Origin of the sequence: Parerythrobacter lacustris (genome assembly GCF_024626475.1) — a bacterium.
Lineage (GTDB): Bacteria > Pseudomonadota > Alphaproteobacteria > Sphingomonadales > Sphingomonadaceae > Parerythrobacter_A > Parerythrobacter_A lacustris.
Genome location: NZ_JANKHH010000004.1, coordinates 1 through 22534 on the forward strand (window position 1 = coordinate 1; position 22534 = coordinate 22534).

24 protein-coding genes and 1 pseudogene are annotated in these 22534 nt (G+C 64.8%); 13 read left to right on the top strand and 12 right to left on the bottom strand.

From position 1 onward, the window contains the following. Positions 1 to 92 (top strand): annotated as a pseudogene (locus tag NSO95_RS06525) (IS5/IS1182 family transposase); the annotation flags it as partial. A gap of 127 nt (positions 93 to 219) precedes the next feature. Here the strand turns inward: NSO95_RS06525 and NSO95_RS06530 are convergent. The 4 genes from NSO95_RS06530 to NSO95_RS06545 form a co-directional block, all read right to left on the bottom strand. Continuing rightward, on the bottom strand, positions 220 to 495 hold the full coding sequence (locus NSO95_RS06530; protein ID WP_257595376.1) for a hypothetical protein: 276 nt from the start codon (positions 493 to 495) through the stop codon (positions 220 to 222). Positions 496 to 699: 204 nt separating this feature from the next. Then, entirely contained in the window at positions 700 to 987 is a 288-nt protein-coding gene (locus NSO95_RS06535; protein ID WP_257595377.1) for a helix-turn-helix domain-containing protein, read from the bottom strand. Between the two features lie 50 nt (positions 988 to 1037). Continuing rightward, positions 1038 to 1376: a type II toxin-antitoxin system RelE/ParE family toxin gene (locus NSO95_RS06540; RefSeq protein WP_257595378.1), complete on the bottom strand. Its 339-nt coding sequence runs from the start codon at positions 1374 to 1376 to the stop codon at positions 1038 to 1040. Positions 1377 to 1576: 200 nt separating this feature from the next. Further along, positions 1577 to 2491 (bottom strand): hypothetical protein, encoded by a 915-nt coding sequence (locus NSO95_RS06545; RefSeq protein ID WP_257595379.1) that lies wholly within the window; start codon positions 2489 to 2491, stop codon positions 1577 to 1579. Positions 2492 to 2658: 167 nt separating this feature from the next. Here NSO95_RS06545 and NSO95_RS06550 point away from each other — a divergent pair, with 167 nt between their 5' ends. Next, the gene (locus tag NSO95_RS06550) at positions 2659 to 3447 is read left to right on the top strand and encodes a DUF1036 domain-containing protein (RefSeq protein ID WP_257595380.1); all 789 of its coding nucleotides are present in this window, start codon (positions 2659 to 2661) and stop codon (positions 3445 to 3447) included. Between the two features lie 25 nt (positions 3448 to 3472). On the opposite strand, the gene NSO95_RS06555 is transcribed toward NSO95_RS06550, so the two are convergent. Continuing rightward, on the bottom strand, positions 3473 to 3643 hold the full coding sequence (locus NSO95_RS06555; protein WP_257595381.1) for a Flp family type IVb pilin: 171 nt from the start codon (positions 3641 to 3643) through the stop codon (positions 3473 to 3475). Positions 3644 to 3741: 98 nt separating this feature from the next. After that, on the bottom strand, positions 3742 to 4266 hold the full coding sequence (locus NSO95_RS06560) for an SRPBCC family protein (protein WP_257595382.1): 525 nt from the start codon (positions 4264 to 4266) through the stop codon (positions 3742 to 3744). 93 nt (positions 4267 to 4359) lie between these two features. On the opposite strand from NSO95_RS06560, the gene NSO95_RS06565 reads away from it, so the two are divergent. Further along, the gene (locus tag NSO95_RS06565) at positions 4360 to 6597 is read left to right on the top strand and encodes a CHASE2 domain-containing protein (protein WP_257595383.1); all 2238 of its coding nucleotides are present in this window, start codon (positions 4360 to 4362) and stop codon (positions 6595 to 6597) included. Between the two features lie 340 nt (positions 6598 to 6937). Next, the gene (locus NSO95_RS06570; protein ID WP_257595384.1) at positions 6938 to 7864 is read left to right on the top strand and encodes a hypothetical protein; all 927 of its coding nucleotides are present in this window, start codon (positions 6938 to 6940) and stop codon (positions 7862 to 7864) included. 10 nt (positions 7865 to 7874) lie between these two features. Here NSO95_RS06570 and NSO95_RS06575 read toward each other — a convergent pair whose 3' ends face one another. Then, a complete protein-coding gene (locus NSO95_RS06575) occupies positions 7875 to 8099 on the bottom strand; it encodes a hypothetical protein (RefSeq protein WP_257595385.1) in 225 nt (74 codons plus the stop codon). 664 nt (positions 8100 to 8763) lie between these two features. On the opposite strand from NSO95_RS06575, the gene NSO95_RS06580 reads away from it, so the two are divergent. Continuing rightward, positions 8764 to 9264 carry a GNAT family N-acetyltransferase gene (locus tag NSO95_RS06580; RefSeq protein WP_257595386.1) on the top strand — a complete coding sequence of 167 codons (501 nt, stop codon included), beginning with the start codon at positions 8764 to 8766 and terminating at the stop codon, positions 9262 to 9264. A 22-nt stretch (positions 9265 to 9286) separates the two neighbouring features. Here the strand turns inward: NSO95_RS06580 and NSO95_RS06585 are convergent, their stop codons facing one another. From NSO95_RS06585 to NSO95_RS06605, 5 genes are all read right to left on the bottom strand, one after another. Further along, complete coding sequence (locus NSO95_RS06585) at positions 9287 to 9931, bottom strand: potassium channel family protein (protein ID WP_257595387.1); 645 nt, start codon at positions 9929 to 9931, stop codon at positions 9287 to 9289. A 4-nt stretch (positions 9932 to 9935) separates the two neighbouring features. Then, complete coding sequence (locus tag NSO95_RS06590) at positions 9936 to 11264, bottom strand: TrkH family potassium uptake protein (RefSeq protein WP_257595388.1); 1329 nt, start codon at positions 11262 to 11264, stop codon at positions 9936 to 9938. Positions 11265 to 11336: 72 nt separating this feature from the next. Further along, a complete protein-coding gene (locus NSO95_RS06595) occupies positions 11337 to 12263 on the bottom strand; it encodes a FecR family protein (protein ID WP_257595389.1) in 927 nt (308 codons plus the stop codon). A gap of 3 nt (positions 12264 to 12266) precedes the next feature. Continuing rightward, positions 12267 to 12635 (bottom strand): hypothetical protein, encoded by a 369-nt coding sequence (locus NSO95_RS06600; protein ID WP_257595390.1) that lies wholly within the window; start codon positions 12633 to 12635, stop codon positions 12267 to 12269. 76 nt (positions 12636 to 12711) lie between these two features. Next, positions 12712 to 13977, bottom strand: a complete 1266-nt coding sequence (locus NSO95_RS06605) for a glutamate-5-semialdehyde dehydrogenase (protein ID WP_257595391.1) — start codon at positions 13975 to 13977, stop codon at positions 12712 to 12714. A gap of 160 nt (positions 13978 to 14137) precedes the next feature. Here NSO95_RS06605 and NSO95_RS06610 point away from each other — a divergent pair, with 160 nt between their 5' ends. The 8 genes from NSO95_RS06610 to ligA all read left to right on the top strand — a co-directional run bounded on the left by NSO95_RS06610 (position 14138) and on the right by ligA (position 22533). Further along, complete coding sequence (locus NSO95_RS06610) at positions 14138 to 14941, top strand: outer membrane protein assembly factor BamD (protein WP_257595392.1); 804 nt, start codon at positions 14138 to 14140, stop codon at positions 14939 to 14941. A gap of 226 nt (positions 14942 to 15167) precedes the next feature. Next, on the top strand, positions 15168 to 15341 hold the full coding sequence (locus NSO95_RS06615) for a DUF465 domain-containing protein (RefSeq protein WP_257595393.1): 174 nt from the start codon (positions 15168 to 15170) through the stop codon (positions 15339 to 15341). A 51-nt stretch (positions 15342 to 15392) separates the two neighbouring features. Beyond that, positions 15393 to 16406 (top strand): TerC family protein, encoded by a 1014-nt coding sequence (locus NSO95_RS06620; RefSeq protein ID WP_257595394.1) that lies wholly within the window; start codon positions 15393 to 15395, stop codon positions 16404 to 16406. Positions 16407 to 16470: 64 nt separating this feature from the next. Further along, a complete protein-coding gene (locus NSO95_RS06625; RefSeq protein ID WP_257595395.1) occupies positions 16471 to 18213 on the top strand; it encodes a DNA repair protein RecN in 1743 nt (580 codons plus the stop codon). Positions 18214 to 18272: 59 nt separating this feature from the next. Then, entirely contained in the window at positions 18273 to 18674 is a 402-nt protein-coding gene (locus tag NSO95_RS06630; protein WP_257595396.1) for an antibiotic biosynthesis monooxygenase family protein, read from the top strand. A gap of 62 nt (positions 18675 to 18736) precedes the next feature. Then, positions 18737 to 19570: an alpha/beta hydrolase family protein gene (locus NSO95_RS06635; protein WP_257595397.1), complete on the top strand. Its 834-nt coding sequence runs from the start codon at positions 18737 to 18739 to the stop codon at positions 19568 to 19570. Then, the gene (locus tag NSO95_RS06640; RefSeq protein WP_366518998.1) at positions 19571 to 20269 is read left to right on the top strand and encodes a GNAT family N-acetyltransferase; all 699 of its coding nucleotides are present in this window, start codon (positions 19571 to 19573) and stop codon (positions 20267 to 20269) included. Beyond that, positions 20269 to 22533 carry an NAD-dependent DNA ligase LigA gene (gene ligA, locus NSO95_RS06645; protein WP_257595398.1) on the top strand — a complete coding sequence of 755 codons (2265 nt, stop codon included), beginning with the start codon at positions 20269 to 20271 and terminating at the stop codon, positions 22531 to 22533. The genes NSO95_RS06640 and ligA overlap by 1 nt, the downstream gene beginning before the upstream one ends. Position 22534: the final 1 nt, after the last annotated feature.

The window sequence follows — 22534 nt, forward strand, 5'->3', positions numbered from 1 at the left end:
GGCGCATCCACACACGCTATGATCGCTGCGCGCATGCCTTCATGTCAGCAATATGCATCGCCGCAACCGTCATCTTCTGGCTCAATCAATGAGTCCTGACCCTAAACGACAGATGTCCAAGAACATTGGGAACCCAACCTGCGAAGGACACTCGTGACGAGGCCCATGGAGCAAGCCCCTCCGCCGGAAACGACGTTGGCATAACTGGGTCTTTCCTGCTTAGACTTCAGCGGATGTTGTGCGTGTCTGTCTCGACTTTGATACCTTGCGGCCGTCAAATTCAAATTCCACTCCTTCGATCACATCGATAGATGTTGCTTGGTACTGATCAGGCATATTGCCCGTCAGCCAAGCTCGAATGCCGAAGCCCTTGGCAATTAGATCAGAAATAACCGACGGGCCCTGCCGCAGATGCGAAAACAACAATCCGACCACCAATACGGCAAGCAATCCGACAAGGGCGAAGACCACAAACAGGGTCACCTCAACAACCATTCATCCTCTCCCTCGATGAAGTCGCGGCGATCGAAATTCATATAGGTCAGTTGGCCGATTTGGTTATAAAATGCAAGAACTGTTGATAAGTCTGGTGATAACGGTGAGACGTTTAAGCAAATTTGCGCAGTTCACCTCGGAGCCCACCGACGGGGAATTTGAGGGGGATTTTGGGGGTAAGGAAATCCGGGGACGGTTTATTGATTACTCCGCCCGCTCAATCAACGCCAGCGCTGTCTTAGGGTCAGCATCCACCATCCCCAGCAGCGTCCGTGCCGGGGCGTCGGGCGAGCGGCGGTGTTGCTCCCAGTCGCGCACGGTGCCCACCGGCACGCGCAGTTTGGCAGCGAATTTCACTTGGCTGAGTTTGGTCTTGGCGCGGATGGCCTTGACGTCGGGGCCAGCGGCGACGCGGCCCTTGCTGGTGTCACCTTCGGCATAGGCAATGGCATCGGCCAGCCCGGCTGCGATCTTTTCGAATGCTTTACCCATGATCAATCGGCCTCCTGTCGCCGTGGTGTCGGGCTCAATGCCCAAACGGATCATCCTGCGCCTAAACTCTCTCTCAATGACCTCGTCAGCGAGCGAAGCGCATTACGCTCGCCTTGGGTCAAATTGGCTTTCTCGTCCTTGCCGAACACGGTCAGCAGGAACACCGGAATGTCGCCGCCGCCGAAATACCAGACGATGCGATAGCCGCCGGACTTGCCCTTGCCGCGACCTGCAAGTCGCGCTTTGCGGACGCCGCCCGTACCCTGCATCACATCGCCTGCCTCCGGATCGGCAGCGACGAGATCGACAGCAGCCGTTCTCTCCTCCTCGCTCATCTTTGCGTTCTTGGCGTCGCGCAGATAGCTTTCGGTTTCGATGACGGTCTGCATACCAGACTGGTATATACGGCAATGCCGTAGAAGATATCAAGAGGGAATGTGCGGCATTGCCGTACTGCATATCTCTCCCAATCTCCCCGTCTCAATGAAAAGGACCGTAGGTGGGAACTCGGGGCTACTGTGTGATACGAAACTGGGGGCGTAGTACACCCACCCCTCAATCCCCTCCCTCAAGGGAGGGGAGGCTATGACTACCACCCCTCATCCTTCAACGTCCTGATCCTCGGCCCGCTCGGCTCGGGTGCCTCCGCATCCTCCTCCCGCCACCCCGGCGGGGGTAGCGTCATCGCGTTCTCCTCCTCCTCCGCCTCACGCCTGCGGGCGTGCATGGCCGCCTCTTCGGTCTGCTCGGCGGCGATCGTCACTTCGCTCGGCAGGTGGCTTTCCTCCTCGTATTCGCAGCCCAGGTCGCGGGCGCGCAGGCGTTGGTAGTGGCGGTAGGCGTCGCGGGTTTCGGGGGTGAGCGCGCGCCATTCCTCGCCGCGCGAGGCGAGGACGCGCTGGCGCAGCTCGCCCAGTTTCTGTTCGATCAGCCTGCGGCCCTCGACCGCGTTTTCCAGCCGCTTGCCGGGGAGCTGCGCCTCCCACTTCTTCTTCCATTTTTGGCGCCACTTCGCCTTCCATTTCTTCTTTAGCCGGCGCAGCTGCATCTTGCCCACCGCGCCCTTCTGGCCGGGGGCGGTTCCCCCAGAACCATCGGCGCCGTATTTCTCCGCCAGGCGGGTGCGCAGCATGAACATCACCAGCCGCTCGTTGTAGCGGCGGCGGGTGGCGACCAGTTCGCCGTGGTAATGGACCGTTTCCTCGGTGCCGTTGATCGCGCGGTCGATCGCCTCGTCCTCGATCCGGAGCATGCCGTAGGCGAGCGCGGCGTCCCACGCGGCGGCGAATTCGCGCGCGTCGGGCTGGCGGCGGAGCTGGTAGGCGCCGGTGGTCGCGCGGCCGACCTTTTTGCACGCAGCCTTGACCGAGCCGGAGTTCGCCAGGGCGTCGATGAAGTCGCGCTGGACGGCCTCGTTCCAGCCGTTCGAGCGTTGTTTCTGGCGCTCGACCGGGGCGAAAAGGGTGAGGGGGTTTGGGGCGGATTCGGGGGCGGTGTTGCTCATCCGCCAGTATAGGCCACAAATATGGGTCTGTAGGACAGCACTTTTTGGTTAAGTTTGGACTCAGGCCGGGCGAGACATTAGGGGCGCGATTCCAGCCACCTGCCGGTCAAGCGCGGGGGAACCAGGGTACCGTCTTTCGGGTTGCACAGGGAAAGGGGGTTTTCACCGTGAGAATCGTTCGACTGTTGCTGGGCCTTGCCGCGCTGTTTGCGCCGGTGATGGCGCATGGGCAGGTGCCGAACGATGCGAAGGTGGAGATCCGCAACACCTCGGGCGAGGCGCGGCGGGTGTGCTTCTACAAGGGCCACGCCGACATCAACCTCGCGCCCGACGGCTGCGTGATGCTCGCGGCGGGGGAGACCAGGAGCTACGATCGCGGCGCGGCGGGGGATCGCGGGGCGTTCAAGGTCAAGGTGTTCAAGCCCGCGCTGTTCGACCAGTATCTCTATGCCCGCAAGCTGCCCGCCGATGCCGGCCGGCTGCTGCTCAAGGAGCGCGGGGGGTTCAGCTTCGTGCGTTATCGCAACATTGCGCCGCCGCCCGAGCAAGGGCCGCGTCAGATTTCGCTGTGCAACGCCAACCAGCCGCAATCGGTGTGGGTGGTGCTCGCGCTGCGCCATGCCGGGCGGCTGACCGCGAACGGATACTGGGAAGTAAAGCCGGGGGCATGCATCAACGTGCCATTCCACCGCTATTCCAATGCCCCGCAGACGGTGTTTCCGGAGGTGTTCTACTGGGCGCGGACCTATGGCGATACGCCGCTCTACTGGTCGGGCAAGCCGGGCGACGTGGCGATCTGCAAGCAGCGCGGCGAGTTCCGCAACGAATGGCGCGCACCCGCCGGTCAGGAGGTCGAGGAAGGCGCGGAGTGCGCGGGTGAAGGGAGCGAACTCGTCTTCACCCGCCGCCACACCGCCGGCACGCCGCAAGGGCGGACCACGAGGCTGACGTTCTAGCGCTGCGCAGGGCAGCGCCGGATTATCAGACGGTGTTGCTTTCACCCATCTTGGTCGAGACCGTCCCGAAGGTGGTCGACAATTCGTTGCCCAGACCCTGCATTGCGGTGATCGCGGCAACCGCAATCAGCGCGGCGATCAGACCGTATTCGATCGCGGTTGCCCCGCTTTCATCCTTGAACAAGCGTACCAGCATGACTTTGCTCCCTGCCATTGAGAAACACAGATAGCGCCCGGTTGAGTTTCAGTGCGCTTACCTATGGTGGTTAAATTGGGGCTAACGACGATCGCGGGTCAGCCGAACTGCCGGTCCTCGTAGTCGAGCACCGCCTGCGCGCCCTGCTCGGCGTGGAGCCGCAGTTTCTCGAGTGCGGTCATGCAGCCCATCGCCATCCGCGTGACGTGCTCGCCATACTCGGCCAGCGGCATCGGCTCGTCGAACTGCGCCTCGACCACCAGCCGGACGAGGCACGAACCGTCGCCGCGCGGCTCGATCTCGTGGCGCTCCTCGCTCCACACCAGCCGGCCGACCTTCTTCCGCGCCACCGCGCGATAGGCATAAACCTCGCCCGGCACCGCCTCGCCGACGGTGATGTCGAACGGAAGATCGGCCATCTGCCACATGGTGAAGCAGTAATGATCCGGCCCGACCAGCGCGACACTGTGGCCGAGTTCGCGCTTGGCGCAGAGCTCGCTTCCGAAGTCGAGCAGGCCGTAGATGCGCTCGGCGCTGGCATCGATCTCTTCTTCGAAATCGAAGGTTACCGGGCCCCGAGGCGCCATCTCGGGCGCGAACATCTGCTTGAACCGGTCGAACATCATGGATCCTCCTGCGCGCGCCATAGCCGCCCAAAGGCTAACGACTTGCAAACTCTCCCGCCGCCCATAGGGTGGGGCAGGGGGAGGCCTTGTATGCTCGAGCGCCTGCGGCAGAGCCGCAACGGAACAGCAATCGCGGTCGGCCTCGCGGCGATGCTCGCGGTCGCGCTGGTGCAATGGCTCGACCTGCGGCTGCTGCGCATCCCCAGCCTGCAACTGTTCGACCTCTACCAGCGCGCCGCCCCGCGCGACTATGGCGAGCCGCCGGTAAGGGTGGTCGATATCGACGAGGATTCGATCGAACAGCTCGGCCAGTGGCCCTGGCCGCGCAGCGACATCGCGCGGCTGGTCGACCGGCTGGACCGGGCGGGCGCGGTGGTGATCGCCTTCGACATCGCCTTTGCCGAGGCCGATCGCACCTCGCCCGAACAGATCGCTCAGGCGCTGCGGCGGCAGAGCCCCGAAAGCCCGCTGGCCGACCGGCTGGAGGAACTGCCCGGCAACGACGCGCTGCTGGCGCAAAGCATCGCGCGGGCGCGGGTGGTCAACGGCTATTTCCTGACCCGGGCGCAACGCGGGCGCGACTACGAGCCGCCGGTGGGCGTCGCGCTCGCCGGGACGCTGCTCGACAACTTCGTACCGCATTACGACGGCGTGATCGCCCCGTTGGCCGGGCTCGACGCAGGCGCAGCCGGCGCGGGCTTCCTGACCAAGGCGGAGGACGACGACGGGGTGACCCGCCGCGTCCCGCTGGTGGCGGTGCTGGGCGGCGCGCCGGTCACCTCGCTCTCGGTCGAGGCGCTTCGGGTGGCGCAGGGGGCGGGCACCACGCTGGTCAACGCCAGCGACGCCGCGAACGAGGACGGTTCGGCGCCCGGCGCGGTGGTCTCGCTCAGGATCGGCGACTACGTCGTGCCGACCACCGAAGCGGGCGAGCTGTGGCTGTGGTCCACCGGCCCGCGCGCCGAGCGCAGCGTTCCCGCGTGGAAAGTGCTGTCCGAAGCGACCTCGGCCGAGGAGCTGGCCGAGGAATTCGAAGACCGCATCGTCTTCGTCGGCGCGAGCGCCAGCGGGCTGCGCGATCTCGTGCTGACGCCGACCGGCCAGGTCGAACCCGGGGTGGTGATGCACGCGCAGGCGGCGGAGCAGATGCTCGCCGGGGCGTTCCTCACCCGGCCGGACTGGGCGCGTGGGCTGGAGAGTTTCCTCGTCCTGCTGCTCGGCGGCGGGCTGGCGTTACTGCTGCCCCGGCTCGGCGCGGTGCTCGGCGCGCTGGCGGGCAGTGCCGGGATCGCGCTGACCGGCGCGGGCAGCTGGTTCGCCTTCACCGGGCAAGGCTACCTGCTCGATCCGACCTATCCCGCACTGGCGCTGGTGGCGGTCTATGCGGTGCAGACGGTGTTCGCCTTCAACCGCGAGGAACGCCGCCGCGCCTATATCCACCAGGCTTTCGACCGCTATCTCTCGCCCGCGCTGGTGCGCCAGATCGCCGAGAACCCCGACAAGCTCGAACTCGGCGGGGAGGAGCGCGAAATGACCGTGCTGTTCTGCGACATCCGCGGATTCTCGCGCATTTCCGAGGCGATGGGGCCGAAGCAGGTGATCGACTTCCTGATCGCCTTCCTCACCCCGATGTGCGACGAGCTACTTGCGCGCAAGGCGACGGTCGACAAGTTTATGGGCGACGCGATCCTCGCCTTCTGGAACGCCCCGCTCGACGATCCCGACCACCCCCGCAACGGCGCGCTGGCCGCGCTGGCGATGATCGAGCGGCTGGACCGGCTCAATGCACAGATGGCGCGCGATCCCTCGGCCCCGTGGCCGGGCGAGGTCAAGATCGGGATCGGGATGAATTCGGGCCTGTGCTGCGTCGGCAATATGGGATCGAGCCAGCGGCTCAGCTATTCGCTGATCGGCGACACGGTGAACCTCGCCTCGCGGCTGGAGGGCATGTCCAAGACCTACGGCGTGCCCATCGTGATCGGCAGCGAACTTGCCGCGCAGCTCGGCGGCTTCGCGCTGCTCGAACTCGACCGGGTGAGGGTGGTCGGCCGCGACGCGCCGGAGACGATCTACGCCCTGCTGGGGGACGCGGCGCTGGCGGATACCGCAGCGACGCAGTCGGTCGCGGCAGCGCATGGCGCGATGCTCGCCGCCTACCGCGCGCAGAACTGGGACACGGCGCTGGCGCTGCTGCGCGAGCATGCGGGCGCGCATGACGCGGCGGGGCTTTCGGCGCTGGCGGAGCTGTACCGGGAGCGGGGTGAGGCGCTGCGCGCCGAGCCACCGGGGGCGGAGTGGGACGGGGTGTATCAGGCGGTGAGTAAGTAGGTGGGGGAGTGTGGAGCGGGGCAAGATCGTTTCCACTGACGATGCCATATCAGACATTAGGCCTACGATTTATTGTTGCTAGCTGTTGGGCCAATTTTGGACCGGCAGCTCTATCAAAAAACAAAGATGACCTACCCTTGATCAAGTGGCTACTCTCGCCGCATAAACATCCAGATAAGCAACAATCGTGTCTTTGGACAATCGCGCTAGCGTCGTTGGAGAACAACGGTCACTTGATGAACATCGACCTTTCCTCCAACATTAGATGGTGACGGATTGGATTTACGACAAGCCGCGCGCGACCCACGGCTGGTTCTTACACGAATGACAGGGGCCATAAATGGCGAGACCAAGTGCTTATCCGATTGTCGATCAATGTGAAAAGCTGGCTTTAATGGCCGCAAAGTTCCTTTGGGGTACGTACGAAAATTGGTGTTATGAGCTGGACGTTCAGAGTGTAAGTACAATTGCATCATGGAATAAGGGTAACGGCATTAGCGAAAATTATAAAGCTAAGATTGTTAAAGCTTTGAATAAAAAAGGCTGTTCAATAAGTATTCACGATTTTATAACTATTAGTTATAAAAATTTCGCCGTAGTATTGGGAATAGATGATCCAGAAAGAGTGGACTCTATTATCCATGTTCATCGACTGAGTCGGCGTCGTCATTTCGGACAGGCAGGGCCAAGTGTCCCTGAAGGAGGGGTTGCAGAAGAACTTCTAGTAGGGGAATATGTCGGAGTATATTTATGTCACTCGACAACCGATGCAATCACTCATTCAATTGCAATAGAGCGATTTTCGATTTCTAAAGATGAAGTAAGTTCTGGCCTCATATTAAGTCAAATAAGAAATTATGTAACTGAGCGATCAGAGAGCGGACCATTGCGTAACAAGAACGGAAGAATGGTCGGGGAGATAGAATATGCAGATGCAGATTACACTAACTCCATTTACTATTTAATGGACGTTATTATACTTGAGTCAAATAAGATATTTTACGGGTTATATACGGATATTACTGGTAGGCCAGTTAGAGAGGTGTTCTGCACAAAGTTTCTTTTATTCTCTTGGGATAATAAAGAATCTTTCCCAGATCGCTCTCATGAGGGCGAAGAACTCTATGAGTTGATGCTGCCATTCGTGAAGAACGACCTGAACGTGCGAGCTCGTCTCGTCGTCGAACCGCCTCCGTACGAGTTGCGGGCCGCGCTTCTCGGCGCGGTGCGAAGCGCAAGGATGGCACTAGAGCGTACAACGCTCTAGTGCCACAAGGTTAGCCGTGGGCGCCGCCCGGGCCGGGATCAGCGCGAAAAATTTTGGTCGCTTCCATTTCATCCTCCATGAACTGCTTCAGTGCCACGTCGACACTGACGAACTGTATCATTGACCTGCTCCAGATAACAGTCAGCGTATTCCATAGAACATTCGGCGCATCCGATTGGATTTCGATCGCTTTTTCTCGGATTTTTCCACGGGCAGGTTCTGTGTCGCCGAGCATGATTCGGCAGAAAGGAAAAACGATATGAGGAAATTGGACACAGATCCTGAGGGGATCGACGATCCATGGCCGTGCAGAGAGCGCCCCCTATGGGGACACGGGGAGTTCCCCGATAGCTACATGATCGGTCCCGATTGCGTCTTGCGATGTATCGAAGGGCCCTAGAGAATAGTATGTTTGTATTTTTTCCCATAGGAGTTCGAAAAATGAACAAGTTCTTCAATGATTTCCAACCCGGTCCTACCTGTCTTCGTGGCGGATGTGATGGAGATGGCAGCTGCGGCGACGGCCAAAGCGGCGGGGTCGGCTGCGGTCACTGAATCGAGAGGTCGAATTAACCGGAGCGCCTCTAGCACGGCTAGGGGCGCTCCTACGCATCTATTGAGCGAAACTCACGGCAGATTTCAGGATCAATGCAGAGTCTAGATCGGTGAACTCCAAGGTGCGCGGCTGACAGCGGTAGGTGCAAACAGAATTGATATGAAAGCAATCAGCTTCGGAAGCTCAGTGTTGCAAAGAATCCGTACCATGAAGGTCCAACCCATCTTACTATCGGCTACGCCATGGAAATGCCTCGGCCAGTTAAGTCATTGAGTTAGTTTGAAATAGCACTGCGATAGCGCCACCGACCTCTCCGCCGCCCTTCCACCAGGACCCCACAACCATGCTAATCCGAGACGAGCACCCCGCAGACGCTCCCGCGATTTCCGCCATCACCACCGCCGCCTTCGCGACCATGCCGTTCAGTGACGGGGATGAGGCCGAGCTGGTCGAGCGGCTGCGGGCGAGCGGTGGGCTGGCGGTCTCGCTGGTCGCCGAGGAGGGCGGGGAGGTGGTCGGCCATATCGCTTTCTCGCCGGCGTGGATCGGGGGCGAGGCGGGGCCGTGGTACCAGCTGGCGCCGGTCTCGGTGCGGCCTGACTTGCACCGGCGGGGGATCGGCTCGGCGCTGGTCCGGGCCGGGCTGGACCGGCTGCGCGCGCTGGGCGCGGAGGCGTGCCTGGTGCTCGGCCATGCGGAGTATTATCCGCGCTTCGGCTTCGTCAGCACGCCGTTGGTCTCCGACCGCTATCCGGAGCAAAACCCCAATTTCATGTGCCTCACCCTCAGCGGCGAAACGCCCGCGGGCAAGGTGACCTACCACCCGGCCTTCGGGGAAGGCTGAAGCGCGCGCGCAGGCAGGGACGTTACATCGCGGAGAAGCGTTCGAGATCGGCGATTTTGCCCAACACCACCAGCTCGTCATCGGGGAAGATGATCGTGTCGGGCACCGCGTGGATGAAGTTCTCGCCCTTGCGTTTCACCCCGACCACGGTGACTTCGTATTTCTTGCGGCAGGCGCTGGTGACCAGCGGCAGGCCGACGATCGGCTCGGGCGCTTTCAGCCGAGCGATGGCGAATTCGTCGTCGAAGGCGATGAAATCGAGCAGGCGTTCGTTGAGCAGATGCGCCACGCGCTCGCCCATCCGCTGTTCGGGGAACACGACATGCGCCGCGCCGATCCGCTCGAGGATGGCGGCGTGCTTGTCGTTGGTCGCCTTGGCCCAGATGTTTGAGAGGCCGAGGTCGGACAGCGCGAGAACGGTCAGCACGCTCGCCTCGATGTCGGTCCCGATGGCGACGACCGCGGCGGCGAAGTCGCGCACGCCCAGCTTCTCCAGCGTCGCGGCATCGGTGCAGTCGGCCTCGACCACGGTGGTCAGGTCGCGCGAGAACTCCTGCACCAGCAGCGGGTCCATGTCCGCTCCGAGCACCTCGTGACCCATGCGTTCGAGCGTGCGCGCGACGGCGCCGCCGAACCGGCCGAGGCCGACAACGAGGACGGGTTTCAATGTATCAGCCGACAATCGGGTTCTCCTCGGCAAAGCGGTAGGGGCGCTCGCGCCTTCCGAGCGCAAGTGCAGTGGCGACGGTGATGGTTCCCACCCGCCCAATGAACATCAGCGCGATGATCACGAGCTGCGCGCTCGGCGGCAGGTCGGCGGTGATCCCGGTCGACATGCCGACGGTGGCGAAGGCGGAGATGCATTCGAACAGCACTTCCTCCAGCGGGAGGGTGGTAATCGAGGCGATATAGGTCGTCGCGCCGAACACCAGCGCGCCGGCCAGCGCGGTGATCGCCAGCGCCTGCCGCTCGACCGCATGGCCGAAGCGGCGGCCGAACATGCCCGCATCGCGGCGGCCGAGGATTTCCGACAGCACGATCGCGAACAGCACGGCGAAGGTCGTCACCTTGATCCCGCCCGCGGTGCCGGCGCTGCCGCCGCCGATGAACATCAGGAAATAGTTCGCCATCAGCGTTTCCTGCTCGAAACTGCCGACGTCGAGGCTGTTGAACCCGGCGGTGCGCGGCATGACCGAATGGAAAGCGGCGTTGAGGATCTTGGAGCCGAGGCTCATCGGCCCGAGCGTGGCGGGATTGTCCCACTCCATCGCCAGCATTGCGGCGAAACCCGCCACCAGCAGGCCGAGGGTGGCGGTGACCGTCATCTTGGTGTGCAGCGACCAGCGCCGCCAGTCCATGCGCCTGGCGCGGAAATCCTGAAACACCGGAAAGCCGAGCGCGCCGAGGATGATCGAGAGCATGATCGGGCCGAGGATGACGGGATCGCTCTGGTAACTCATCACACTGTCCGAGAAACTAGAAAATCCGGCATTGTTGAACGCGCTGACCGAATGGAACACGCCGTGCCACAGCGCTTCGCCCGGCGGCATGCCGTAGGAAAAGGCGAATTGCAGCGTGAGGATCAGCGCGACCAGCCCCTCGACTACCAGCGTGATCGCCAGCACCAGCTTGAGCACCGAGGCGGTGTCGCCGGTCTCGAGCCGGCTTCGCTCGACTTGCGTCGCTATCCGCTGGCGCAGGCCGAAGCTGCGCCCCGCCATCAGCCCGAACAGCGTCGCGGCGGTCATGATCCCGAACCCGCCGATCTGGAACAGCAGCAGGATGACGACCTGGCCGAACGGCGACCAGTAGGTCGGGGTGTCGGTGACGATCAGCCCGGTGACCGACACCGCCGAGGTCGCGGTGAACAGCGCGGTGAGCAGCGGCGCTGCATCCTCGCCCGCAGTCGCGATCGGCAGGCTGAGCAGCGCGGTGCCGATCAGGATGGCCGCGAGAAACAACAGGGGGATCAGCCGAATCGGATCGCGCAGCGCTCGCATCGGGGGCCTACTGCGCGCGCCCGCAACGCCGGTAAAGCGAATTGTCCGTTCCCCCAAGCGCCACGCGAAAGCCTACTGGCAATCGGGCGAATTGGGGTTCTGGCGGCAGTATGCGTCATCCGCTGTGGGATTGGTCGGGGTGGTATTGGTCGTGCCCGGATCGTCGTCGCCGTCGCTCAGGATCGCGACGCCGACCGCGATTCCCGCAGCGATCCCCAGCGCGGGGAGCAGCTTTTCGAGCGGGCCCTTGCCGTTCGCCCGCGCGACATTGGGGGCGAGCAGGTCCTGCACCCGCGAAAGCCCCGCGGGCGAGATGCGGAACGGGCCGATCGGTTCGGCTCCCGAGCGCGGGATATAGGCGGCGAAGGATGGCGCGGTGAGCGAGACGGTCTGCGTCGCCCCCGTCACATCCGCCGCGCCGACCGACAGGCCGCCTTCGGTCGCCGCGCCGGGTCCGCGCAGCACCACCAGCATGGCGCTGTCTTCGTCATGCCGTACCTTGCCGATCGCTTCTTCGTCCTTGGCGATCTCGACCGCGTTCTCGCCGACTACGATATCGACCGCAGTCCCGCGAATGCCGATCGAGCCGGAGGGCGAATTGAGCCGCCCGCCGGAGCGCGCGTCGCGGCGGCCCGACATGAAGCGGAACGCACCCTTGGCAATCCCGACGCTGAAGTTGCGCCCTTCGCTCGGGTCGTAGACGAAGCGGTCGATGGTCAGCCGCGACTTGCTGCCCATCGTCAGGCTCGACCGGTCGAGCAGCAGGATCTGCAGCTTGCTCTTCGATCCGGTGCGCACGGTGTCACCCCAGGCGAAGCGTTGCTGCAAGCGGATCTTCTTTGGCTTGGGCGTCTGCGCATTGCTCAGCGTTACTTCGCCGGTGACGGTCGAAGCGGTGCCGACCTGCACCGCCTGCGAGGCAGCAGGGCCGGCCACCAGGGTAAATCCGGTCAGCGCGGCGATGGCGAGTCGCAGGCGGGGGAAGCGGTGCAGCAGCATGGCTCAGTTCCCCGCTTCGCTGAAGCCGCATTGCGCCAGTGCCTCGGCCCATTGTGCGTCGGAATATTTCTTGCGCCGGAGCTTGTCGAACTCGACCGCCGCGCCGAGCTTGTCGTCCACCCGGCACAGGTAGACCGCGTGGAGCAGCCGCGCGGGGTCGGACTTGGGATGCACCGCGAGCACCCGCTCGAGCGTCGCCAGCGCATCGAGGAATTCGCCCCGCGCCGCCTGCTGCTGTGCGAGCTGGATGCCGAGCGCTTCGTCCTGCGAGGTTTGCGCCAGTGCGTCGAGCTCCTCGAGCGTTTCGGCCGCAGCAGGTGCGGCGAGCAGGGCGAGGGCGCACGCACTCAGCCGGATCACATTTAGCAGCATATTCGCGACTCCCCCGATCAGGCGCGAAGTCTATCACCCGCGTGCGCGCCGGGGAAGGGCGAGCTCGGCTGCCGGGTCAGGGCCGGGTCTGCCCGCTGCCGTGGACGAGATATTTGAAGCTGCACAATTGCTCCAGCCCGACCGGGCCGCGCGCGTGCATCTTGCCGGTGGCGATGCCTATCTCCGCGCCCATGCCGAATTCGCCGCCGTCGGCGAACTGGGTGCTGGCGTTGTGCATCACGATCGCGCTGTCGACCGCAGTCATGAAGCGGCGCGCGGCCTCGGCGTCTTCGGCAAGGATGGTTTCGGTGTGATGGCTGCCGTGGGTTTCGACCCAGTCGATCGCCTGGTCGATGCCCTCGACCAGTTTCACGCTGAGGATCGCCTCGAGATATTCGGTTTCCCAGTCAGCCTCGCTTGCGGGGACGAGCCGGACATCAAGCGCACAGGCTTCCGCGTCGCCGCGCAGCTCGCAGTCGGCGGCGATGGCTTCGGCGAGGGCAGGGACGAAATCCGGCGCAATCGCCCGGTCCACCACCAGGCTTTCGAGCGCGCCGCAGACGCCCAGCCGGCGCAGCTTGGCGTTGCGGATGACCTCGATCGCCTTGGCGATATCGGCGCTGGCATGGACATAGGCGTGGCAATTGCCGTCGAGGTGCAGCAGCGTCGGAACGCTGGCCTGGTCGCGCACCAGCTCGACGAGCCCGCGCCCGCCGCGGGGGATCACCAGGTCGATGTATTCGTCCGCCTTGAGCAGCGCGGCGACGGCGTCGCGGCTGGTCGTCTGCACGGTTTGCACCGCATCCTCGGGCAGGCCCGCTTCCTTGAGTCCGGTGCGCATGCAGGCGACGATTTCGCGGGTCGAATACCGGCTTTCGCTCCCGCCGCGCAGGATCACCGCATTGCCGCTCTTGAGGCACAGCGCGCTGGCATCCGCGCCGACATTGGGGCGCGATTCGTAGATCATGCCGATCACCCCGATCGGCACCGCGACGCGCTCGATCGTGAGGCCGTTGGGCCGCTCGAACGTCGCCAGCACGCGCCCGACGGGATCGGGCAGTTCGGCGATCTCCTCCAGCGCGGTGGCCATCGCTTCGACCCGCGCCTCGTCGAGCAGTAGACGGTCGATGAAGCTGGCAGGCTTCAAGCCTTCGACGCTTGCGACATCGGCCGCATTGGCTTCGACAATCGCTCGCGTGCCCTCGCGCAAGGCCTTCGCCGCTTCTCGCAGAGCAAGGTTCTTGGTGTCGGTGCTGGCCGCCATCAGCGCGCGCGCGGCGGTCCGGGCACGGGTGCCCAGCTGGCGGATATGGATCGCGGGATCGAGGGTCTGGTCGTTCATGGCGTGCTCTTCCTGCTCCATAGCATAGGCCGGCACCCGAAGCGCGCGACAAACAAAAACCTATCCCGCTGCAAGCTGGCGGCATGGCCCCTGCACGGCTGTGGGCGCCGTGCGCAACTTCACTTGGCGTTCAGCGAGGGCGCGGTTATAGGCTCGGTCCATGATCAGTCTCCCGCGCGTTTCGCCCAAGGCCGCCCTGCTCAGCATCGGCTGCGCTTCCACCCTCCTGCTGTCGGCCTGCGCCGGCGGCAGTGACGGACCGCAAGACACCGCCTATGTCGCGCGCGACGTGGAATCGCTCTACTTCGAAGCCAAGAGGCGGCTCGATACCGGCAATGCGCCGCTCGCCGCCGCGCTGTTCGACGAGACCGAGCGGCAGCATCCCTATTCGCCCTGGGCCCGCCGCGCCCAGCTGATGAGCGCCTTCAGCTATTACGTCGCACGCGATTACAACAAATCGATCCAGAGCGCGCAGCGCTTCCTGTCGATCCACCCGGGGAATAAAGATGCCCCGTATGCCTACTACCTGATCGCGCTGAGCTACTACGAGCAGATCAGCGACGTCACCCGCGACCAGAAGATCACCGACCAGGCGCGCGCCGCGCTGACCGAGGTCAACCGCCGCTTCCCGCAGAGCGAATATGCCGCCGACGCGCGGCTCAAGCTCGACCTGGTCAACGATCACCTCGCGGGCAAGGAAATGGAAATCGGCCGCTTCTACCAGCGCTCGGGCCGCTGGCTTGCCGCGCAGCTGCGGTTCCAGAACGTGGTCGATACCTACCAGACCACCAGCCACGCGCCCGAGGCGCTCTACCGGCTGGTCGAATCCAACCTCGCGCTGGGCATCCCGGAAGAGGCGCAGAAATACGCCGCCGTGCTGGGCGCGAACTATCCGGGCAGCGAGTGGTACGACAAGGCCTACGACCTGATGGAAAAGCGCGCCCCGGCGCTCGCCGCGAGCTGAGCATCCTGCCGCGCGCGAAAATTTTTTCGCACCCCCTTGGAACCTTTGTCCGCCTCGCCTATTGAAGGTGTTGCGGACCGGGCCCCTCTGGCAGGCAGTCTTCGGATGCCTGTGATGTCGGACCGCATCGGACAACCGATGCGCGACTGACGGGCCTATCCCCTCCCATTCCCCCTCAGCGCCTTCGGTTGTTCGATCGACACAAGCTTCGATCACGGAGACAACGATGAAGGCCCGATTTTTCAGACTGACCCAGATCCACCAGCGGATCGATGAGCGCATCCGGCTGGAGCTGCGCAAGCGGCGGCCCGACGTGCAGGCGCTGTCGCACCTCGCGCACAAGGAGCACCGTGTAAAGCAGGCGCTGCGGCGGCTGCTCGGGGTGCCGCAAGCGGCCTGACCGCTCGCCTTTCAATTATCACATAAAGACCATCTAGAGGGGTAACACCTGATGGAATTCCTGTTTGCCGACTGGCTCGGAACCCCGGTGTGGTTCTGGGCCGCCTTCCTCACAATCGTCATCGCGCTGACCGCATTCGATCTCGGCGCACTCCACAAGGAAGACCGCGAACTCGGCATTGCCGAAAGTCTCAAGCTGTCGGTGTTCTACATCTCGGTCGCGCTGCTGTTCGGCGTCTGGGTGTGGTTCGAGCGCGGGGCCGAATCCGGCATGGCCTATTTTACCGGCTTCTTCATCGAGAAGGCGCTGTCGATCGACAATGTCTTCGTCATCAGCCTGATCTTTACCTATTTCGCGATCCCCGCGAAATACCAGTACCGCGCGCTCTTGTGGGGCATCATGGCGGTGATCGTGCTGCGCGGGCTGATGATCGCCGGCGGCGCGGCGCTGCTCGCCGAGGCCTACTGGGTGCTCTACATCTTCGCCGCGTTCCTGGTGTTCACCGGCATCAAGATGTTCTTCGTCGGGGATAAGCCGATGGACGTCGGCAACAACCCGGTGGTCAAGTGGATCAGCCGCCACATGCGGGTGACACCCGAGCTTCACGCGCAGAAGTTTTTCGTGAAAGTGCCCGATGCGAAGACCGGTAGGATGGTCCGCGCGGCGACCCCGCTGTTCCTCGCGCTGGTGGTGATCAACCTCGCCGACCTCGTCTTCGCGGTCGACAGCGTGCCGGCGATCTTCGCCATCACCACCGACACCTTTATCGTCTACACCAGCAACATCTTCGCGATCCTCGGTTTGCGTGCGCTCTACTTCGCGCTCGCCGCGATGGTCCACCGCTTCCACTATCTGAAATATGCGCTGGCGGCGGTGCTGGTGTTCATCGGCTCGAAGATTTTCGTCAGCGACTTCCTGCTGGGCGAGGACAAGTTCCCCGCGTGGATCAGCCTTGCCGTCACCGCGGCGCTGATCGCGGCAGGGGTGCTCTATTCGCTGTGGAAGACCAAGGGGCAGGAGGAGCCTGACTGGCCCGCCGTGGAGCCGGAGAGCGCCGACAGCTAGCTGTTTGCAAAGCGCCAAGAACGGATGACGAACCTGTAGCGATGCTCTAGGGGATGGGTCGGCCATGCTGACCCATCTCGCCATCCGCAACATCGTGCTGATCGAGGCGCTGGAACTCGATTTCCGGCGCGGGCTGGGCGTGCTGACCGGCGAGACCGGGGCGGGCAAGTCGATCCTGCTCGACGCGCTGGGGCTGGTGCTCGGCAACCGCGCCGAAACCGCGCTGGTCCGCGCGGGGGAAGACAAAGCGAGCGTGACGGCGACGTTCCAGTTCGCGTCATCCCAGCGAAAGCTGGGATCGCCATCGGAACCGTCGGACTTCGCAGAAAGCGATTCCAGCTTTCGCTGGAATGACGGCTGGCCGAATGCGATCGTCGACGCGCTGGACGATGCCGAAATCGAAATCGAGCCGGGCGAACCGCTGATCATCCGGCGGCAGGTCAGGGCCGACGGCGGCAGCAAGGCGTGGATCAACGACCAGCCGGTCGGGGTCGCCCTGCTGCGCGAAATCGGCGGCGCGCTTGTCGAACTGCACGGCCAGCACGACGACCGCGGCCTCGTCAATCCGCGCGGCCACCGTGCCTTGCTCGACCGCTACGCCAGGGGTGCGGTCGATGGCGTCGCGGCGGCATGGCGCAAGTGGCAGGATGCGGGCGCGAAGCTCACCGCCGCGCGCGACGAGATCGACCAGGCCAAGGCCGACCAGGACCTGCTGCTCGCCCATCTCGCCGAACTGACCGCGCTGGAACCGCAGGCGGGCGAGGAAGCGCGGCTCGCCTCGGCCCGCTCCGACATGCAAAAGGGCGAGCGGCTTTCGGGTGAGCTCGAGGAATTGCGCCGTATGTGGGACGGATCGGATTCGCCGCTCGCCGCGCTGCGGGTCGCCGCGCGCAAGCTCGACCGGATTGCGCCCGAGCACCCGCTGCTGGCCGAAGCGCTCGCCGCGCTCGACCGCGCGGTGATCGAAGCGGGCGAGGCGGAGGAGAAGCTGGAAAAGGCGGGCGAAGCGCTGGTCCACGATCCCGCCGCGCTCGACGCTGCGGAAACGCGGCTGTTCGAACTGCGCGCGCTCGCCCGCAAGCACCGCTGCGAGGTCGACGAACTGCCCGAAAGGATGCGCACCATGCGCGCCGCGCTCGACGCGATTGAAGGCGGCGAGGCGGCGCTCGATGCACTGGAAGCGGCGGAGAAGGCGGCAGCGGCGGACTACACGGCCAAAGCGCGCGCGCTGCACGATGCGCGCGTCGCAGCCGCGGCGAAACTGGACGCGGCGGTGGCGGCCGAACTCGCGCCGCTCAAGCTCGATGCCGCGCGGTTCACGACCAGGGTCGAGGAGCTGCCGCAGGACAAGTGGGGCGCGAGCGGGATCGACGCGGTCGAATTCCTCATCGCGACCAATCCGGGCGCGGATTTCGCCCCGCTCGGCAAGATCGCCAGCGGCGGAGAACTCTCGCGTTTCATCCTCGCATTGAAGGTCGCGCTGGCTGAGAAGGGCGGCGCGGCGACGGTGATCTTCGACGAGATCGACCGCGGCGTCGGCGGCGCAGTAGCAAGCGCGATCGGCGAACGACTGGCGCGGCTGGCGGCGGACGGGCAGTTGCTCGCCGTGACGCACTCCCCCCAGGTCGCCGCGCGCGGCGGCACGCACTATGTTATCGCCAAGTCGAGCGAGGGCACGGTTACCAAGACCAGCGTCGCGCTGCTCGACGCGGCGGGCCGGCAGGAAGAGATCGCCCGCATGCTCAGCGGCGCGGAGATCACCAGCGAGGCGAGGGCGCAGGCAGACCGGCTGCTGGAGGGGGTGTGATGGGTCAGACGTCGCTGCACCACCCCCCGACCCCCTCCTCTGAAGAGGAGGGGGCTTAGATGATCACCACCCGCCGGACGTTCATCGGTGCCTCCGCCCTCACACTCCTCGCCGCATGCGCGCCCAAGTCAGGAGCTTTCGCCATGGAAGAACTCGATCTCGATAATCTCTACGGCCTGATCGGGGAGATCAAGGCCGCGCCGGGCAAGGGGCGCGAGTTGGCGGAGATATTGCTCGAAGCGTCCGCCAGCCGGATGCCGGGCAATCTTGCCTATCTCGTCTCGCTCGGGGTCGAGGAGTCGGATTCGGTGTGGGTCAGCGAGGTGTGGACCTCGAAGCAGGCGCATGATGACAGCCTGAGGCTTCCCGCCGTGCAGGCCGCGATCGGCAAGGCGCGGCCGATCATCGGCGGCTTCGGGACGCGGGTCGAAACCAGACCGCTGGGCGGGGCGGGGCTTTGAGGCTTGGCTGGCTGGCTATCCTGGCGCTAGCTGCCGTGGGCTGCGCCGACAAGGGAGGGGCGATGAGCGACCATGTGCTGAGCGCGGGCGGGGCGGCGTGGGGAACCGACGCAAACCTCAGTCCCTCGAAACCCGACGCGGTGCTACGCTTCGGCGAGCGCCCGCGTGATTATGCCGAACTGCGGCTGCCCAAAGGCGAAGGCCCGTTCCCGCTCGCGGTGATCTGGCACGGCGGGTGCTGGAAGCAGGGCGTGGCCGACACCGCCTATATGGCCGCGCTCGCGACTCGCTGGCAGGAGCAGGGGATTGCGACGCTCAACGTCGATTATCGCGAAGTGGGCGACGGTGGCGGCTGGCCGGGCAGCTTCAAGGACTGGCAGGCGGCATCGGCGCTGATCGACCGGGTGGCGCAGGACTACCCCGTCGACCGCGGGCGGGTGACGTTGGTCGGCCACTCGGCGGGTGCGCTTCCGGCGCTGTGGCTCGCGTCCGAGAGCGGTGCGGCCGGGCCGACCGGAGCCAGGACGCCGGTCAAGGCGCGCGCCGCGATCGTGCTCGACGGGCCGGGCGATATCGGGGCGGAGGCATCGGCGTTCGATGCGCTGTGCCAGTTCTCCGCCGTCGATCCGTTCATGGGCGGCACGCCTGCCAAGGCCGCCGCGCGCTATGCCGCGATTTCTCCGCGCAGCAGTGCGCCGCAGCTGGAGGAAGTGCTGTTCGTGCAGGCGAGGCTGCCGGCCCCCTCGCAGGAAACGCTCGCCGCCATCGGCGCTGCGGGCGCGAAGGTCGTGACGGTGGCCAACCCCGATGCGAGCCACTTCGACATCATCACCCCGGGCCATCCGGTGTACGAGCGCAACGAGGCGGCAATGCTGGAAGTGCTCAAGGGGCGGTAGGTGGCGCTCGATGCTTCGCCCCTCGACCGGCAGGTGTGGCACATGCTGCACGGACGGTTGGCGCATCTGGCGCAGGGCGGCGAGCACGCGCTGCGGGTCGATCCGCGCTATGGACCCTTTGCTGCGGCGCGCGATGGCGGAGCGGGAGCGCAGGCCGCGCTCGCTGCGCTGCTCGAAGGCCCTGACGATCAGCTATGGCTGATCGAGCCCGAGGTCTGGACCCCGCCGCCGGGGACGCAGGTGGTGCGCACGATGGAGCTGTTGCAGATGGTCGCCGATGGCGAGCCGCCACCACCCGCCGAGACCGATTCCGCGACCTTCGCGCTGGGGGAGGAGCACTCTGCCGAAATGGCCGCAATCGCACTAGCGACCGAGCCGGGGCCGTGGCGTGCGCTGACGCATCGCTACGGAGTGTTTTACGGGATTCACCTCGACGGGCGGCTGGCGGCGATGGCGGGTGAGCGGATGCTGCCCGCGCCGGGTCTCGCCGAAGTCAGCGGAGTATGCACCTGGCCCGAGTACCGCGGGGAGGGGCTTGCCCGGCGACTCATCATGCGGGTCATGGCCGGCCAGCGGGCGCGGGGCGATGTGCCCTACCTGCATTCCTACGCCCACAACGCAGGCGCGATCGGACTTTATGAATCGCTCGGATTCAGGCCTCGCCGAACCCTGTGGGTGACGGTATTGGCGTCGGCGTGATGACCGAAATTTCCGACATGACCGAAGCCGATGCCGCCAACGAATTGATGCGGCTGGCGAAACAGATTGCCTATCACAACCGGCGCTATCACGCCGAGGACGATCCCGAGATCACCGACCAGGAATTCGACGCGCTGGTGCGGCGCAACGAGGCGCTAGAGGCGGCGTTTCCGCATCTGGTGCGCGAGGATTCGCCGTCCCAAGGTGTGGGCCATGCGGTGGCTTCCTCGCCGCTCGGCAAGGTCAGCCACGAGGTTCGTATGATGAGCCTCGACAACGCTTTCTCGGACGAGGAAGTGGCCGAGTTCGTCGCCCGCGTGCGGCGCTATCTCAACCTCGGCGAAGGCGAGCCGCTGGCCTTCACTGCGGAGGACAAGATCGACGGCCTCTCGTGCTCGCTGCGCTACGAGAACGGCGTGCTGGTCCGCGCCGCGACCCGCGGCGACGGGCAGGTGGGGGAGGATGTCACGGCGAACGTCCAGTTTATCGATGACATCCCGGAAGCGCTCAAGCCCCTTCCCTTGAGGGAAGGGGTTGGGGATGGGTTTGCGACGCCCGCGGATGCCGAACCCCAACCCCCAACTCCTTCCCAAGGGGAGGGGGAGTATCCCGCCGTGTTCGAAGTCCGCGGCGAGGTTTACATGTCCAAACAGGACTTTACCGCACTCAATGCTGCGCAGCATGAAGCGGGCGGCAAGCTGTTCGCCAACCCGCGCAATGCCGCCGCAGGATCGCTGCGCCAGAAGGATGCAAGCGTGACCGCGAAGCGTCCGCTGCGGTTCTGGGCGCATGGCTGGGGCGCGGCGAGCGAGGTGCCCGGAAAGACGCAGACCGATGTCGTACGGCAATTGGCAGCCTGGGGCTTTCCGGTCTCACCGCATTTCCGCCGCTGCGACACGCTGGAGGAAATGCTCGCCGCCTACGCGGCGATCGGCGCTTCGCGGCCCGATCTGCCGTACGAAATCGACGGGGTGGTCTACAAGGTCGACCGGCTCGACTACCAGCAGCGTCTGGGTTTCGTTGCCAAGGCGCCGCGCTGGGCGATCGCGCGCAAGTTCCCGGCGGAGCAGGCTGAGACCACGCTGGAAAGCATCGACATCCAGGTCGGCCGCACCGGCAAGCTGACGCCTGTGGGCCGGCTCGCCCCTGTGCTGGTCGGCGGGGTGACGGTGACCAATGTCACGCTCCACAACCGCGACGAGATCGCCCGGCTCGGCGTGCGACCGGGCGACCGCGTGCTGGTCCAGCGGGCGGGGGATGTGATCCCGCAGGTGGTGAAGAACCTCACGCCCGATGCAGAGCGCGCGCCTTTCGCGTTCCCCGACCACTGCCCCGAATGTCAAAGCGAAGCGGTCGCCGAAGAGGGCGAGGTCGATGTCCGCTGCACCGGAGGGCTAATCTGCCCGGCGCAGCGGACCGAGCGCCTCAAGCATTTCGTCAGCCGCGCCGCACTCGATATCGAGGGGCTGGGCGAGAAGACCATCGACCAGTTCTTCGCCAAGGGCTGGCTCGAAAGCCCGGCGGACATCTTCCGGCTGAAGGATCGCCGCGAGGAAATTCTCGCGCTCGAAGGGTGGAAGGACAAGTCTGTCGATAACCTGTTGGTATCGGTGGAAAACAAGCGCCAACCCGATGCCGCGCGGCTGCTGTTCGGCCTCGGCATCCGCCACGTCGGCGCGGTCACGGCGCGGGATTTGATGAAGGAATTCGCGACGCTGGAGGCGTTGCGAGAGGCCGCTGAGGCTGCATCCCAATCCCCTCCTCTTCTGGGGAGGGGAAGGAGCGCCGAAAGCGCGGAAGGGGTGGGGACTGTCACCTCGACCCCGGACGATGACATTCCCCACCCCAACCCCTCCCCTGAAGGGGAGGGGCTTGAAGCCCGCGCCCGTCTCCTTTCAATCGACGGGATCGGTAGCGCGGTGGTCGAGGCGCTGGGCGATTTCCTTCACGAGCCGCACAACGTCGCTGTGTGGGACGACCTGCTGTCCGAAGTCCGCCCGCCGCCCTATATCGTCGAGACGCTCGACAGCCCCGTCGCAGGCAAGACCGTGGTCTTCACTGGCAAGCTCGAAACCATGAGCCGCGACGAGGCGAAGGCGCAGGCCGAGCGGCTGGGCGCCAAGGCCGCGGGCTCGGTCAGCGCGAAGACCGATCTCGTTGTCGCGGGTCCGGGGGCGGGGAGCAAACTCAAGAAGGCCGCCGAGCTCGGGATCGAAGTAATCGACGAGGCGGGCTGGGCCCAGATCGTCGCCGCCACGGGGTAGA